At 66.1% G+C, this 16,546-nt stretch carries 12 protein-coding genes; 8 read left to right on the top strand and 4 right to left on the bottom strand.

Features of this window, described 5'->3' with window-relative positions:
• Positions 1-11: 11 nt before the first annotated feature.
• The 7 genes from AC1D2L_RS18050 (at position 12) to AC1D2L_RS18080 (ending at position 7,793) form a co-directional block, all read left to right on the top strand.
• Positions 12-440, top strand: coding sequence for a RidA family protein (locus tag AC1D2L_RS18050; protein WP_476847270.1), 429 nt, complete (start codon positions 12-14; stop codon positions 438-440).
• Between the two features lie 8 nt (positions 441-448).
• Positions 449-1,606: an NAD(P)/FAD-dependent oxidoreductase gene (locus AC1D2L_RS18055; RefSeq protein WP_476847271.1), complete on the top strand. Its 1,158-nt coding sequence runs from the start codon at positions 449-451 to the stop codon at positions 1,604-1,606.
• Between the two features lie 11 nt (positions 1,607-1,617).
• Positions 1,618-2,331, top strand: a complete 714-nt coding sequence (locus AC1D2L_RS18060) for an SDR family NAD(P)-dependent oxidoreductase (protein WP_476847272.1) — start codon at positions 1,618-1,620, stop codon at positions 2,329-2,331.
• A 128-nt stretch (positions 2,332-2,459) separates the two neighbouring features.
• Positions 2,460-4,013, top strand: a complete 1,554-nt coding sequence (locus AC1D2L_RS18065; protein ID WP_476847273.1) for an ABC transporter substrate-binding protein — start codon at positions 2,460-2,462, stop codon at positions 4,011-4,013.
• Positions 4,014-4,139: 126 nt separating this feature from the next.
• Complete coding sequence (locus tag AC1D2L_RS18070; protein ID WP_476847335.1) at positions 4,140-5,078, top strand: ABC transporter permease; 939 nt, start codon at positions 4,140-4,142, stop codon at positions 5,076-5,078.
• Between the two features lie 13 nt (positions 5,079-5,091).
• Entirely contained in the window at positions 5,092-5,982 is an 891-nt protein-coding gene (locus tag AC1D2L_RS18075) for an ABC transporter permease (protein WP_476847274.1), read from the top strand.
• On the top strand, positions 5,979-7,793 hold the full coding sequence (locus tag AC1D2L_RS18080) for an ABC transporter ATP-binding protein (protein WP_476847275.1): 1,815 nt from the start codon (positions 5,979-5,981) through the stop codon (positions 7,791-7,793). The genes AC1D2L_RS18075 and AC1D2L_RS18080 overlap by 4 nt, the downstream gene beginning before the upstream one ends.
• Positions 7,794-7,797: 4 nt before the next feature.
• Here the strand turns inward: AC1D2L_RS18080 and AC1D2L_RS18085 are convergent, their stop codons facing one another.
• The 4 genes from AC1D2L_RS18085 to AC1D2L_RS18100 all read right to left on the bottom strand — a co-directional run bounded on the left by AC1D2L_RS18085 (position 7,798) and on the right by AC1D2L_RS18100 (position 14,383).
• Entirely contained in the window at positions 7,798-10,035 is a 2,238-nt protein-coding gene (locus AC1D2L_RS18085) for a glycosyltransferase family 2 protein (RefSeq protein WP_476847276.1), read from the bottom strand.
• A 136-nt stretch (positions 10,036-10,171) separates the two neighbouring features.
• On the bottom strand, positions 10,172-12,670 hold the full coding sequence (locus AC1D2L_RS18090) for a glycosyltransferase family 2 protein (RefSeq protein ID WP_476847277.1): 2,499 nt from the start codon (positions 12,668-12,670) through the stop codon (positions 10,172-10,174).
• Between the two features lie 42 nt (positions 12,671-12,712).
• Positions 12,713-13,774 (bottom strand): DUF4214 domain-containing protein, encoded by a 1,062-nt coding sequence (locus AC1D2L_RS18095; RefSeq protein WP_476847278.1) that lies wholly within the window; start codon positions 13,772-13,774, stop codon positions 12,713-12,715.
• A 186-nt stretch (positions 13,775-13,960) separates the two neighbouring features.
• Positions 13,961-14,383 (bottom strand): hypothetical protein, encoded by a 423-nt coding sequence (locus AC1D2L_RS18100; protein WP_476847279.1) that lies wholly within the window; start codon positions 14,381-14,383, stop codon positions 13,961-13,963.
• 413 nt (positions 14,384-14,796) lie between these two features.
• Between AC1D2L_RS18100 and AC1D2L_RS18105 the strand changes: the two genes are divergently transcribed.
• Positions 14,797-16,539 (top strand): type I secretion system permease/ATPase, encoded by a 1,743-nt coding sequence (locus AC1D2L_RS18105; protein WP_476847280.1) that lies wholly within the window; start codon positions 14,797-14,799, stop codon positions 16,537-16,539.
• Positions 16,540-16,546 lie beyond the last annotated feature (7 nt).

Below are 16,546 nucleotides of genomic sequence, written 5' to 3' on the forward strand. Positions count from 1 at the left end.
GGAGCCGACCCGTGACCGAGATCATCAAAGTCAAATCCGGAAGCAAATACGAGGAGTTGACCAGCTATTCCCGGGTCGTCGTCGCGGGCGACATGATCTTCGTCTCGAACACGGCCGGCCGCAACTACAAGACGCGCGCCATCGCCCCCGACGCCAGGGGCCAGGCCGAACAGGCCTTCCGCAATATCGAGGGCGCCCTGGCTGCCGTCGGCGCCTCCCTCAAGGACGTCGTCTCGATCAAGGTGTTCGTGCCTGATATCGCCGATATGGACGCGGTCGGCGAGGTGGTGGGCGCCAAATTCCGGGGCATCGACCCCGCCAACACCACGACCTGCACCCCGCTCGGCCAGCCCGAGCTCAAGGTCGAGTTCGAGGTCACCGCCTACAGGCGTCGCAAGCCCGAAGAGGCCGAGAAGCGCATCACGGTCGACCTCTCCTGAGCGCCGCCATGCCGGACGTCGTCATCGTCGGAGGCGGGATCACGGGCGCGGCTGCCGCCTATGAGATCGCGCGGGCCGGCCATTCCGTCACGCTGTTTGAGGCCCGCTCGCTCGCCGCGATGGCCTCGGGCTGGACCTTGGGGGGTGTAAGGCAATCGGGCCGCGACCCCGCCGAGCTGCCGCTGGCCAAGGCGGCCGTCGAGCGCTGGGGCGGACTCGACGCCGAACTCGACGCGCAGACGGGCTATCGCAGGCATGGCAACCTGCGTCTCGCCCGCACGGAAGCCGAGGTCGAGATCATCCGCGAACTCGTCGTCCAGCAGCGCAAGCTTGGCCTGGAGATCGACTACCTCCCCGACAATGCTGCGATCCGGGCGATCGCTCCCGCGATTGGCGAGACCATGCTGGCGGCGTCCTTCTGTCCCGGAGACGGACACGCCGACCCTATCCCGGCCGTGCGCGCCTTCACGGCCGCCGCCGAGCGCCATGGCGCCGTGATCCGCGAGGGCGTCCCCGTCCGCGCGATCACCCGCTCGGGCGACAGGATCACCGGCGTCGAGACGGCGGGCGGCGAGATCGTCCCGGCTGACCGCGTCATCCTCGCGACCGGGATCCACGCGCCGGAATTGCTGGAGCCGCTCGGGCTCGCCCTGCCGCTGCGCGTCAGGCTCGTCTCGGTCCTGCAGACTGCCCCGCTTCCGCCGCTGTTCGAGCAGGTGTTCGGCGTCGCCAATGCCGATGCCGCCGGTCGCCAGGAGATCGACGGACGCCTGCGCGTCACCACCGGCGGCGACGACTGGCGCCATCCCCCTGCCATCTGGACGGCGGATTCGCTGGCGCCGCGAGCCGATCTCGTCGCGGCGCTGATCGCGCGCGTCACCCAGGTGCTGCCCGTGCTGGCAGAGGCCGGCGTCGCGCGGATCTGGGGCGGGCTGATCGACCAGACACCCGACGCCGTGCCCGCGATCGATGCCCATACCGGTGTCGAAGGCCTGGTCGTGGCTGCCGGCTTTTCGGGCCACGGCTTCGGTATCGGCCCCGTGACCGGCGAAATATTGGCCGACCTCGCGCTCTCGCGACAGCCGCGCTTCGATCTCTCGCCTTTCAGGCTCGACCGCTTTGCCGGCATGGCGCCAGGCAACGCCGAACTTACATTGCACGGCTGAGGCATATCGCGATGCTCGATCCCCATGGACGCGTCATCCTGGTCTCCGGCGCCAATCGCGGCATCGGCCGCGCCATCGCCGAGGTGCTGCATGCCGCCGGCTACAGCCTGAGCCTCGGCGGGCGCGATCCAGAAGCCCTGGCCGAGCTCAGCGCCGGCTGGGACGGACCCCGCGTCCAGATCTGCCGCTTCGATGCCACGGACTGGGCGAGCCACCGCGCCTGGATCGAGGCCGCGGCGACGCGCTATGGCCGGATAGACGGGCTCGTCAACAACGCCGGCATGCACAGCACCATGACCCTGCGCGCGCCCGACGAGGCCGAACTCGACGCGATCTGGTCCGTGAACTGCAAGGCTCCGCTCAACCTGATCCATCTGGCGCTGCCGCATCTCGAGGCGTGCGGCCATGGCCGCATCGTCAATGTCGCCTCGCTCTCGGGCAAGCGCGTCCGCAACGATCACATCGCCTACAACATGACCAAGCACGCCATGGTCGCGCTGAACCACGCCGCGCGGCGCATCGCCTGGGACAAGGGCGTGCGCGCGACCGCCCTGTGCCCCTCCTTCGTGCCCACCGACATGACCGCCTCGAGCAAGGCGCTCGCCCGCGAGGAGATGACGCAGCCCGGCGACCTCGCCCAGCTGGTTGCCACCGTCCTCGCCTTACCCAACAATGCCGCCGTAGCGGAACTGTTGGTCAACTGCAGGTTGGAGGATACGCTCTGAGGCTAGACGGGCCGGCCTCATGGGATCGGCCATAGAATTCGACCGCCCCGGCAACGATCGGGACCGGGACTAACTGGCTTCGAAGAAAGCCGGCACAAAGCAAACGATAAAACCGCAGGGGACTAGCGATGAAGAAGACCGGATTGACGATTTCCGCCTTGCTCGCGGGAGCCTTGCTGGCCTCGCCCGCGCTGGCGCAGAAGACCGTGCTGACAGTCGGCATGCAAAGCAGCGACGCAGGCGTCCTCGACCCGCATCTCAACTCCGGCACGCCCGGCAAGGCGATGCTGCAATGGATGTTCAACGGTCTGGTCCGCATCAAGCCCGGCGAACTCTCGCCCGAATTCATGGAGCCCGATCTCGCCGAAAGCTGGACGCCATCCGCCGACGGCAAGGAGTGGACCTTCAAGCTGCGCCAGGGCGTGCAGTGTCATCAGAACTATGGCGAGTTCACCTCCGAGGACGCGGTCTATTCGCTCGGCCGCGCCGCGAACAAGGATTCCTCCGCCTTCTCGTCCGACTATACCGCCTTCGACAAGGTCGAGGCTCCCGACAAATATACCGTCAAGATCACGCTCAAGCAGGCGATCCCCAGTCTGCTCGGCATCGTCATGAACTACCATGGCGGCAACATGGTCTGTAAGAAGGCGGCGGAGGAACTCGGCAAGGAAGGCTTCGCCAAGAAGCCGATCGGCACCGGCCCGTTCATGTTCTCCGAATATGTCCCGCAGCAATATGCCAAGCTCGTCGCGAACCCGAACTACTTTCGCGGCAAGCCCAAGCTGACGGAAATCGTCTACCGCTTCATCCCCTCCGATTCCTCGCGCGACCTTGCCTTCCAGTCCGGCGAACTCGACATGATGATCGGCCGGCAGGACCAGGCTTGGGTCGACCGCATGCAGGCGCTGCCTGGCGTCAAGGTCGTCGCGATGGGCCCGGCCGAAATGTCGGTGCTGCATCTCAACATGGCCCAGCCGCCGCTAGACAACCTCAAGGTCCGCCAGGCCATTGCCCATGCCGTCGACCGCAACGCGATCTGGCAGTTCCGTGGCAAGAACATCTCGCGCCCGGCGGTGTCGGTCGTGCCGTCGGGCTATCTCGGCACGGATGAGAAGGCGGCGCTGCTGCCATTCGACCTCGCCAAGGCGAAGGCGCTGCTGGCCGAGGCCGGCTTCCCCAACGGCGTCACGATCAAGACGATCAACACGACGTTGCCTTCGATGCTGAGCTTCACCGAGGCGACGCAGGCTCTGCTCAAGCGCGCCGGCATCACGCTCGAGATCCAGCCCGTGGAGCACGCCACCTTCCACCAGCAGATCCGCCAGGACCTGTCGCAGGTTGTGCATTTCCAGGCGGCGCGGTTCCCGGTCGCGGATGTCTATCTCTCGCAGTTCTTCCATTCGCGCGCGATCGTGAAGACGCCGACGGCGGTGACCAACTTCTCGCATTGCAATGTCGCCGACGCGGAGATTGATGCGGCCCGCTCGGAGACCGACAAGGCCAAGCAGCTGGCGCTCTGGAAGACGGCGCAGGAGAAGATCATCGCGCATGTCTGCGCCATCCCGGTCAACGAGATGATGCAGCTCTGGGCCTACAAGGACAGCCTCGACCTCGGCTACGAGCTCAAGGCCTCGCTGAACCTCGGCCCCCCGGTGCTGGAGACCACGCGCTTCACGAAGTGAGACGAACGTCCGCAGCCATCCCGGACAGGCCGCGTAGCGGCGACGGTCCGGGATGACTGCGCAGACTGGAATTGGCCTCGACGCAGCGGAAAACCGTTGCAGGCCCTCCTCCAACACGGCGGCATCATGGGCGCCTTTCTCGTCAAACGGCTCGGCTTTGCGGTCGTCACGCTGTGGGCCGTGCTATCCCTCGTCTTCGTCGTCGTGCGCATCGTGCCCGGCGATCCCGCGCAGGTTATTCTGGGCGACCAGGCCGATGCGGTCGCGATCGCCGCGATGCGCACACGGCTTGGGCTCGACGCTCCCTTGTTCGAGCAATACTGGAGCTTCCTGAGCGGCGCCGTGCGCGGCGACTGGGGAGTTTCCCTCGTCACGGGCCGCCCCGTGATCCAGGAAATCCTCGCCGTCCTGCCCTGGACGATCGAGCTCACGGTGGTCTCGATGATCATCGGCGTCATCATCGGCGTGCCGCTGGGCGTCTGGGCCGCGATCAACCGCAACAACATCCCCGACTACGTCACGCGCATCGCCTCGCTGCTCGGCCTCTCCTTCCCGCCCTTCGTCTCAGCGATCATCCTGCTGATCCTGTTTGCGATCATGCTGCGCTGGTTTCCGGTCATCTCGGCCGGCTCCGGCTCGCTCTCGGCGTGGTCCCAGTCGATGGCGCTGCCGGCCCTCAATCTCGGCCTGATCATGGCCGCCTACATCACGCGTGTTGCGCGCTCGGCGATGCTGGAGGTGATGCAGGAGGACTATGTCCGCTCGGCCCGGGCCAAGGGCGTGCCCTGGCGGGTCGTCGTCTGGCGCCACGCCCTGCGCAACGCTCTGATCCCGATCATCACAATCGTCGGCCTCTATCTCGGCATCCTGATCGGCAATTCGGTCCTCACCGAGATCGTCTTCAACCGGCCGGGGCTGGGCAAGCTCATCGTCGGCGCGCTGAACCAGCGCGACTACACCATGCTGCAGGGCATGATGGTGATCTACACGCTGATCGTCGTGCTGGTGAACATCGCGACCGACCTGACCTATGCCCTCGCGGACCCAAGGGTGAAGCTGTCATGAGGGTGAAGCTGTCATGAGCACCTCCGTCCACGACGCCGGCCCTCCAGCTCCGCAGCGCATGCGCTGGCTTTCAGCCACGCTGAGCGCCTTCAACGCCAACAAGACCTCCTGGGTCGGCCTCGTCATCGTCATTGCCGTGATCCTGGCGGCGGTGTTTGCGCCGCTGATCGCCCCGCATGACCCGCTCGAGCAGGACATCTTCTCGAAACTCCAGCCGCCACATGACAACTACTATCTCGGCACCGATTATTTCGGCCGCGATATCCTCTCCCGCCTGCTCTACGGCGCGCGCATCTCCCTGGTCATCGGCGTCGCCTCGACCGTGATCGCGATGGTGCTGGGCTCGTTGATCGGCATTCTCGCGGGCTGGTATGGCGGCAAGTTCGACGTCGTGGTGATGCAGGCGATGGATATCCTGCTCGCCTTCCCCTCGCTGATCCTGGGCCTGATCCTGGTCGCGATGCTCGGCCCCTCGATGGAGAACATCACCATAGCGATCGCGCTGACCTCGATCCCCTCCTTCGCCCGCATCGCACGGGCCCCGACGATCACGGTCAAGGAGCGCGATTTCATCGAGGCCGGCCGGGCGCTCGCCTTCTCGGATGCGCGCATCATGGCGCGCCATATCCTGCCCAACATCTTCCCCGAGATCCTGGTGATGGGCTCGCTCTGGCTCGCCAGCGCGATCCGCACCGAGGCCTCGCTCGCCTTCATCGGGCTCGGCGTCAAACCTCCGACCGCGACCTGGGGTGGCATGATCCGCGAAGGATTCGAGAACATCCTGGACAGCTACTGGCTGGTGCTGGCGCCGAGCCTCGCCATTTTGGTCGTCGTCTTCGCGCTCAATATCCTGGGTGACGGCCTGCGCGACGCCATCGATCCCAAGTTGAAGGGCGAGCGATGAGCGGCCCGATCCTCTCCGTGCAGAACCTCCAGACCGCCTTCCGGGTCGGCGGACAATGGCGCTGGGCCATCGAAGACCTGAGCTTCGACGTCAGCCCCGGCGAGACCGTCGCCATCGTCGGCGAGTCCGGCTCAGGCAAGAGCGTCACCGCGCTCTCGATCATGCGGCTGGTCTCCGAGGCCAGCGGCCGCATCCAGGGCAAGATCATGCTCGACGGCCGCGATCTGCTGGCGCTGACCGAGGACGAGATGCGGAAAGTCCGCGGCAACGACGTCGCGATGATCTTCCAGGAACCGATGACGAGCCTCAACCCGGTGCTCACCGTCGGCTACCAGATCAGCGAGGCGCTGCGATACCACCGCGGGCTCGACAAGTCCGGCGCCGAGGCCGAGGCCCTGCGCATGCTGGAGAAGGTGCGCATCCCGTCCGCCAAAACGCGCTTCTCGAACTATCCGCACCAGCTCTCGGGCGGCATGCGCCAGCGCGTGATGATCGCGACCGCGCTAGCCTGCAAGCCGAAGCTCCTGATCGCCGACGAGCCGACGACCGCGCTCGACGTCACCATCCAGGCCCAGATCCTCGAACTCATCAAGACGCTGCAGGACGAGGAGGGCATGTCCGTCCTCTTCATCACCCACGACATGGGCGTCGTCGCGGAGATCGCCGACCGCGTCGTGGTGATGTGGAAGGGCCGCAAGCTCGAGGATGCGCCGGCCGAACAGGTCTTCAACCGTCCCGCCCATGGCTACACCAAGGCTCTGCTCGCGGCCGTCCCGAAGCTCGGCGACATGGAAGGCCACGGCCGCCCGCTGCGCTTCCCCCATATCGACCCCGACAATGGCGAGGTGCGCGGCACACCGATCGAGGCGGCCGACACCGTCAGGGCCGACGAGGCGCCATTGCTGGAGGTATCGGGACTGACGACGCGCTTCGGCATCCGCGGCGGCATCCTGGGCCGGTTGCGCGGCCGGGTCCACGCGGTCGAGAACCTCTCCTTCACGCTCCAGCGTGGCGAGACGCTGGCGCTGGTCGGCGAGTCCGGCTGCGGGAAATCGACGACCGGGCGCACCATCCTGCGCCTGATCGAGCCGACAGCCGGGACCGTGCGCTTTCAGGGCCGCGACGTCACCGGGCTCGGCAAGAGCGACCTGCTCGATGTCCGCCGCGACATGCAGATGATCTTCCAGGACCCCTTCGCCAGCCTCAATCCGCGCAAGAGCGTGGGCGCGGCCATCGCCGAACCGATCATCGTGCACGGGCTCGCCAAGGGTGCCGAGGCGCGCGATCGTGTCGCCGAACTGATGCGCAAGGTCGGGCTATCGCCCGACATGGGCACGCGCTACCCGCACGAGTTTTCGGGCGGCCAGCGCCAGCGGCTCGCGATCGCCCGCGCGCTGGCGCTGTCGCCAAAACTCGTCGTGGCCGACGAGGCGGTCTCGGCGCTCGATGTCTCGGTGAAGGCGCAAGTGCTAAACCTGATGCTCGACCTTCAGGCCGAGTTCGGGCTCGCCTATCTCTTCATCTCGCATGACATGGCGGTGGTGGAGCGTGTCAGCCACCGCGTCGCGGTGATGTATCTCGGCGAGATCGTCGAGCTCGGCACGCGCGAGGCCGTCTTCGCCGATCCCCGGCATTCCTATACGCGAAAGCTGCTCTCGGCCGTGCCGGTGCCCGATCCGGCGCGACGCTCGCTGCGCCGCGAGCTTGCGGTGGACGAGATCCCGAGCCCGATCCGCGCGCTCGATTGGCAGGCCCCGGCGCAGGCACTGGTCGAGGTTGCGCCGGGCCATTTCGTCCGGCAGGCGGTGTGACGCCTCAGAACCGCACCGGTCTCACGCGAAAACGCCTGTCGCGCGGCGGCAGCGCCAGCCCGGTGAAGGCGTAGGCGTCGAGGTTCAGGTTCGGATTGTAGTACTCGTCCGCCATCAGCTGATCGCCCCAGCGCCGCCGCAGCTCCGCCAGCTCCTTCTCGAGCCGTGCCTGCTTGGCCGGCGAGTCGCAGTCGTGCGCCCGCGACGCGGATTCGCGGTGAAGCAGTTGCGCGCTTGGCGACCAGACCAGCGTCTTGCCGGCCTCCCGCAGTTTCAGGCAGAGGTCGACATCGTTGAAGGCGACCGGGAAGGCCCGCTCGTCGAAACCGCCGACCGCAAGGAAATCCTCGCGGCGAAGCAGCAGGCAGGCGGCCGTCAGCGCGCTGCACTCCCGTGCCGCGAGGACCCCGTCGGCATAGCCGGGGTCGTTTGCGAGGTAACGATCATAGGCGTGGCCAGCACCGAAGTTCATGCCGAGCACGACGCCGCCATGCTGCAGCATGCCATTGGGCCAGACCAGCTTGGCTCCGACAGCGCCGACACGGTCTCGCGAGAAGAACGACTGCATCCCGGCGAGCCAGTCGGCCTTCTGGACCTCGACATCGTTGTTGAGCAGACAGGCGAAGGGTGAGGCCACTTCGCGAATGGCGAGATTGTTCAGTCGCGCATAGTTGAAGCTGCCGGCGTCGCGCAGGACCGTGACGCCCCGGCGTGCCAGCAGCGCCAGGTAATCCAGCGTCTCCTGCTCGCGACTGCCATTGTCGACGATGACGATGCGATGATCGGGGTGGTGCGTGCGCTCGCCTATCGATGTCAGGCAGGGTTCGAGCAGGTCGAGACGGTCCCGCGTCGGGATGATGATCGCGACCTCCCCCTCGGGACGCGGCCGCCGCACATGCACGAGAGGGAGCACCGAACCCTCGCCCGCCTCAACCGTGGCCACCTGCCCTGAGCGCGCGAGATGTCGACACACCGCTGCCGCAAGGCTTGCGCCAGCTGCGGCAGGATCGGGCCGCTGCGCAGCGGCCAGGATGCGTGGAACCTGGACGATCCTGCCGCCTTGGGCCTGCGCGGCCTCCAGCGCGGCGAACAGGATGTCGTAGCCGCTTAGATTATCGTCTCCTGCTCCCTCGATCTCGGGCAGGTCGCGCACCGCGAAGACGCCTTCCGCATAGCCTTGCGAAAGCAGCCGCTCATAGTCGAAGGCCGGACCAAAGAATGGCAGTCCGATGCCCTCCAGCTCGGCGACCTCATAATCCCCGACGCAGAGCATCAGGCGTCCGCCCTCGGGATCGCTGTGCGCGAATGCCTGCGAGACCGCCTGGCACGCGAATGGCCTGAGGATCGTGCCGGCGCGGATCACCAGCGTCGCCGACACCGGCGCGACAGCGAAGGCCCCGAGAGCGTCCCGCCACTCCGCCCCGCTGAAAGCCGAGGATCCGGCGCCCTCGCTATCGAGGATCACCACGCGGGTCGCGAAGGCACCACGCTGAATTCGCAAGCTGTCCAGCGTGGCCTCGCTGCCGACGCGGCCCAGGATGACGACGCCCAGAGCAAAGCCGGAAGGGACATCTGCGAAGACGGGATCGTCGGCGAATGCATCGGACCAGGCGCGGTAGCGCTCGAACGGCAGCGAGGCCGGGACGAGCCTGTCCAGAAAATCGCGCGCGAGCGCATCGAAACCGGACTCGTTCGCTCCGAAGCCGCGAGGATGAACAAGAACCGAGACCGGCGAACCCTCGAGTTCGGCCCCGTTAGCGGTCACGACCCGCAGACGATGAAGCTGTCCGTCAGCCAGAGCGGTCGAGAGCATGAGATCGAATTGACGGCCTCCGCCGTCGCGGCTTTCGCCGGGATACAAAACGAGGCTCGCATCCAGAGGTCGCGAGCCCTCATAAACCTGCAGCTTGCAACCGGCATGCTCGTTCAGCGTGCCGCTCAGGCGCAAGCCGCCGCGCCAGCGGACCGCCCCGCTCGCAAACACCGTCGGCATTGCGCCGACGCTCCCTCTACACTGCGCAACGACGCGGTCGCTATTGGCGACCAGCAACTCGTAATGGATGCAGGCAAAACGCGGATCAGGCGCGATCGCAAAGCCATAGCAGCCATCGCCCTGCCCCTCGTCGCGCAGTTGCGCGACATGCATGTCCGCACGCATGATCGCCAGGCTGATCCCGTCACCCAGAATCTCGACGATGAAACGCCGCTGGGGGGCATCGGGGTCTAAGACCCATCCGGACAATCTGCCCTGCGGATCAAGCGATATGGAAGCGCGGAGCGCCTCGTACGCATCTCCTCCTGCGTGCCGCCCCGCGACAGAAGTCGGTGCTCCGGAACGCCGCGCAGCCCTCTTGGCCCGAAATCTGCCTCGGCTGAACTCAACCATGTCGGCCGTCCAGGGCGTCTGTGATGAGCCCGAGTACGAGATCGACCGGCTGATCGGCCGTGAAGGACAGGTAATCGCCCTCGCCGTAGCCAAGGACATCCGCGAGATAGCTGTTCCAGCTGAGAAGCGGGCGCGGCCCCAGCGCAATGACCGGGAGATCGGGATACTCGATGCGATCATCGGGCAAGAAGGCAATTGTCGCGGCGCAGCGATGCAGGGCGAAGGCTGCGGATGCGAGCGCTGGCGCCGGCATGCCGGCGACGGTGACCGCCCCGGTCCGTTGCAATGCGTCATCGTCACGCGTCGCGCCGAATACCACCAGCCGCAGTGGCGACCGGTTTCGCATGATCGCACGGCCCAGGTCCTGAACCCGGCACCAGGCCGTGCCGTCGCTCGCGTCGAGGAAAACCGCGAGCCCGACGGGGCCATCCGCCGCGTCCGTACGCGCGTAGACCGGCGGCGCCTCGAAATGCAGCGGCGCATGATCTGGCCGCCGCTGTCCGATCTTCTCAGAGAGATCGCAGAGGCCCGGAGAGGCACTGACAAACCGTCTGGCGCCGTCCAGAAAGGCGCGCCTTTCGACAAGCATCTCGCATGGCCGGAGAACGCTGTCGTCGACCGCAATCACATCATATGCGACGCCCAGTTGCGCCGGGAGAGAACGCACCCAAGGCGGATCGCCGGCGCCGAGGTACATGATCCGCTCGACGCCCTGGCCGCGCAACAGAGCGACCAGTTCGTCCGACGGATCGCCGGTCCGCAGATCGAGCGCGAGGCGGTACGGTGCCATCGCCCCCTCGCGGTGCAACATCGCGCCGCCGCGACGGTCGAAGCCCAGCCTGAGTAAAGGGCCCTCCATGCCGAGAGCAACGACACTGGGAAGATCCGGTGTTCCCGGGGCGGGAATGGCATGCCGCCCGATGACGAGGGTGACGGGCTCGCAGCGCGGACGAGCCTCGATCAAGAGGCGGCGCTGCAGTGTGTCTCTCGTGGAGCGAAGGGGGTCGGCGGCGATGAAGCGCTCCGTGACGCCCCGCACATCCGGGAAACTGCGCTCCAGCGTCGCGAGATTATGCGTCGAAAGGCTGCGTTTGCGCGCCTGGAAGGAGCGCCCACCTGCGTGTCCCACGAAGACATCGCAGGCGCAGACATGCGAAAATCCGAGTTCCGACGCCCTCAGGCAATACTCGACCTCCTCGCCATAGCCCTCGCGATAATCGACATCGTTCAGCAACCCCGTCGCATGGCGGCAGGCTTGCGTGATGTAGATGCAGAAGCCGACGCCGTTTGGGAGATCGACGGTCAGGCCGGCATTGAGTTCGCTGGCCGCGCGGTCGATCGCGGTGATCTCGCTGGGATCGGGCATGCTGACGGGGTCGAAGGGCGCGGGCACGCTGGTCAGTTCGCCATGATTGGACAGTGGCGTCGCGGTTCCGATGCCGGGACGCGAATGCGCCGCCCGTGAAAGCCGTTCGAGCCAACCCGACGCGACGATGCAATCGGCATTGAGCAACACGACATCGCCGTCGGGATAGTCCAGCAGAGCCCGATTGACGCTCCCGATGAAGCCGAGATTGATGGGGTTCACGATCAGGTCGACGCCCGGAAGCCGGGCATAGTCGACGAGCCGGGCGCGCAAGGCCGGATCGGGTCCGCAGTCATCGATCAGGACGAGGCGCTGCAGCGCATCCGGGCGCGCCGACAGAACCGAGTCGATTGCGGCGCGCGTCATGTCGAGGTCGGCGTAGACCGGCATGATCACGGTCGCGCTTGCGGGTTCTTGCTGGCACCGCTCCGGCGGGCGCGAAGGCCGCGCCGGACCCGGATGGAACGGTCGGAACGCGGGAGCGCCGGTCCAGTCCAGAGGCCGCTCGCTGGTCAGCCGCGCGGTTCGTGCATACTCGGGCCACCGCAACGAGATGCTCCCGGCATAACCGAGAACGTCAGCCAGCGCGTGGTCGGCAGCCGCGCGTATGCCATGGCGCTCGCTACGCTGCTCGAAGTCGACTGTGATCTCGAAAGCGAGCGGCGTCACGCTGACGACCGTGACCTCGAGGCCCGCGGGGCCAGCCCTCGACCAGGCAATGCCCTCGGCATCATCGCCACACACAAGCGCGGCAACGGCAATCCGGATCACATCCGGTTGTGGATCCAGCCGCAGGATCGCCCTCGCCACGGCGTCGGCCGCTCCGGCCTCCCCCCACCTGCACAGGAGCGCCAGCATTCGAACCTGCGCCGCCGGCAAGGATGGATCGATAGCAAAGGCGGCCTCGACATCCGCCCGCTCCAGCGACGCAAACCCCAGCCGCGCAGCAATTTCGCCACGCAGCAGAAGATCCTCAACAGCCGGTCGCCGGCACTGGCACGACATGTCCGCCAGCACATACGCCTCATGCAGCCGTCCTCGATCCAGACTGCGCAGGCTGCGCCCGATCAGGTCGAGCCGCCGTTGCGACGCGCTCGCGTAATACGACAGCGCGACGCCCGGCATGTCAGGACCGTCCCCAAGGCGGCTCGCACGGCGATATCGACATCAACCGGGATGGTCCCTGTCGATGACGTTGATGATTGCCGAGAATCCGGCATGGGCTTCGGCAGAGCCTGCGAAATGCACGGCCACCTCGCCACGGCTCATGCCCGAGGCGAGCTTGTCGAGCCAATAGGACAGACCCTCCGGATCGGCAGGGCGCTCGAAGGAGGTGCCATAGATGATCTCGATGAAGGCGGCATCCGTCAGCTCAGAGGCCGGGCCGAACGTCTCCGCGAACTCCTGCGAACCGAGCATCAGGTTGGCCGCCTCGATCAGGCGCCCCGTATCGGCCTGCGCAAAATGCTCGTGCACCACCGGGTCCGCGCTGCGTCCGAGGATCACCTCGTAGAGAGACGCCGCCACGTAGCCCGCCTCGCTCGTGACATTCAGCATGACAGCGCCATCCTCAAAGGTCAGGAATTCGAGATTGGCCAGCGTGGTCACGGCGCCGCTCGCCTTGTGTGTCAGGATGAGCGAGCCATCGACCCCGATCACCGAGCTATAGTCATCGATGCCGCCATGGACAAAAGCCCGGTCGTAGCCCGCTCCGGCATCGACGGTATCGCTGCCATGCCCGACATCGAAGAGATCGTTGCGCGCGCCGCCGATCATCCTGTCGTCGCCCTCGCCGCCGACAACGTGATTGCGCGCGTCGCGGGCCCCGATGAACAGGTCGTCGCCAGCCCCGAGATCGACCGAGACGACCAGATCCGTCCAGCCCCCGGCGGGCGCAGACATGCTGACGAAATCGGAGCCGTCGCCCAGCTTCACCGCGATTGAGGCCTCGACACTCAGGCTCGCCGCAACACTATCCGAACCGGCGAATACGATCGCGCCGACATGCGCGGGAACGCTGACTGTCGCTCCGGCGCCCGGCCTTACGATGACAACGTCCGTGCCATCCGGCACGATGCTGCCCGGGACGAAGTCGTAGACGACGGACAGGCCACCGCCTGCGCGCGCGGGGCCGTCGATCGCAGCCTGGATCTGGCTTGCCAGGAAACTGCTGACTGCTGGAGCGAGATGGTCCATCGCCTGGGCGCGAGGCAGGTCATAGGTGGCCATCCGAGCCTCCCTTGCCAGCGACACATCCCATGAGGACACCTCACTCATTCACCGCCAGGGCTTGCACGGATGGCCCGCGCCTGATCAGCCACCGCTGAGAAAATAAGATTCCTGCAATACTATAATTGATTATCTAACGTGGACGTTCAGCTGCTTATCGAAAAAGAAACTGGGCGAATAAAATCTTTATCGCGACAGAAGTTCTGAATGTTCTGTCTTCTTGATGATCTCGACTGTCGCCGTCGCACTTTCGGCGCGGCCTGGCGCAGGCACTCGTCCACCAATTCGTTCGATCTTCAGGACGGCGGCGCCCGCGCCGGGGCTGGCCGACGCAATCGTCGCGACAAGCCGCACATCGCGCAGGGCCTTGATCACTATGATATCGCCCGGCGCTTCGAGACTGCAGCCCGCATTGTCTTTCGAGGACAGCAACGTGACGTAGGCGCAGTCTTCCGGCATTGCCTGAAGCAAGACGACAGGTGGATTCTCATCGTTCTTGGCGGTGTCGTAGCGAATGATCTGGAGACCGGCGCGCACTGAAATCAAGCGCGCTTGCAATCGGAATGCCTCCGCTGGCGGATAGACTTCACCGGGAGCGATCGTCAGCACACGCACCTCGACCAGAACGCTACGATTACAATTTTAGTAGAGCCCGGCGCGCGAGCTTACGCAAGAGGGCATAATCCAAACGATATATTACTATAAGTTGCATTCGCAGATCGATTCTATTTATGGGGGTAATCCTGCCGATAATCGCGCACTCCATGGGGCGCAAGCACCTGAGCAAGCATCGCATACCCAACTGACCGTAACATTCCGTAGGAGACTCGCGTCAAAGATAAGTCTTTCGGACTAACTCGACATTGCGCAATGCCGGACAGGAGGCCTATCCTCAGTTGAGCCTCAAGCCGACGTGGACCAAGCCGCGGCATTGAGCTTAGCCGGCATCCCGCGATGCCTGCTCGCTACGAAGATGCCGGGCCTGATCGGGTAAGCGTTGCGGAGCGGGAATGGCAAAGAACGTGGCAGCTGTCCCCATCGCGAATGGCCGCCGCGAACCGATGGCCCCGACCGCGCTCGACGCAGCGACGGATTCCGTCCAACCCGCCATCATCTGGTCCATTGTCTTCGGTTTCTGCATCACACTGCTGGCCTTCATCGGCCCCCTCTACATCATGAACATCTATGAGCGAGTGCTGAGCAGTCGCAACCAGACCACCCTGGCGATGCTGACGCTCGTCGTCGTCTTCGCGCTCCTGATCCTAGCCGTCCTCGAGGCAGCACGAGCCGACATGATGCGCCGGGCCTCGGTTCTGTTCGATCGCAAGCTTGCCGGCCCTGCCTTCGACGCGATCCAGCGCGCTATCGTCAGGCGTCCCCTCGACGCGTCGCTGCCGAACCTGCGCGATATCGACAGCCTGCGCGAACTGATCGCCAGCCCGGCCCTGGCCAGCCTGCTCGACCTTATCTGGTTCCCGCTCTTCCTGGTCGCCTGCCTGATCCTGCACCCGGCCTTCGCCCTGCTGGCGCTGGTCAGCGCCGCCTTGGTCGCTGGGCTGACCGCTCTGACCGCGCGCACGATCAGCGAGCCCATACGCGAAGCCGGCAAAGCACAGCATCTGGCGGCGCGGCGGGCGAGCGCCGCCTTCCAGAACTTCGAGGCCGTGCACAGCATGGGCATGGGTCCCGCGACCCGACGCGGATGGCAATCGCTGCACGAGGCAGCGCTCGGCTGGCTTGTCGTCGCCGACGATCGCTCGATGCTCCTGCGCACCCTGTCTGGCTTCGCGCGCTCGGTCTCGCAGACGGCGACGCTCGCGCTCGCGGCCTTCCTCGTACTGCACGACGCGCTCTCCCCGGCCCAGATCTTTGCCGTCAGCATCATCGTCAGCAAGGCGACGCAGCCGCTCCAGCAGATTGCCGGCCAGTGGAAGGCGATAGCGGGCGCCCGCCAGACCTATGAGCGTATCCAGGCTCTTCTCCGGGAGACCGAGCCGCAGAATGCTCGAATGAGCCTGCCTCGACCCAGGGGCGAACTCAGCGCGCTCGGGCTCGTCGTCAGCGCCCCCGGGCGGGGCGTGGACCAGATCATCCTGCGCGCGATCTCGTTCGAGGTGCCGGCCGGCGCCGTGCTCGCGATCACCGGCGCCAGCGCCTCGGGTAAATCCTCGCTGCTGCGCGTCATGCTGAATGTCTGGAAACCGCTCGCGGGCGAGTTCCGCCTCGATGGCACCGACATCCGCCACTGGGACCACGACGCGCTGGCGCGCTATGTCGGTTATCTCCCGCAGACAATCGAACTCTTCCCCGGGACAGTCGAGCAGAACATCGCCCGCTTCACGGACACCGGGCACGAGGCGGTGATCGCCGCCGCGCGCCGCGCCGGCGCCCACGAGGTGATCCAGCGCCTGCCCGAGGGCTACGACACCGAGATCGGCGAGCAGGGCATCGCGCTGTCTGGCGGCCAGCGCCAGCGCATCGGGCTCGCCCGCGCCCTGTTCGGCAATCCGTCGATCGTCCTGCTCGACGAGCCCAATGCCCATCTCGACGCGGCCGGAGAGGACAGCCTGATGCTGGCGCTGTCGATGCTGCGCGAGGCCGGGAAGACAGTCGTGCTGGTGACGCACAGGATCGGTCTGGTCGCTGCCGCCGACTATGTGCTGATCCTGAGCAATGGCACGGTGAAAGGCTTCGGCGAACGCGCGGACATCCTGGCAGGCATCGCGCAGCCCCGCGCCTTTCCTGCAAGCGCCCGTGCCGGTTGAGCCGCCG

This window comes from Allobosea sp. P1_B10, assembly GCF_056406735.1.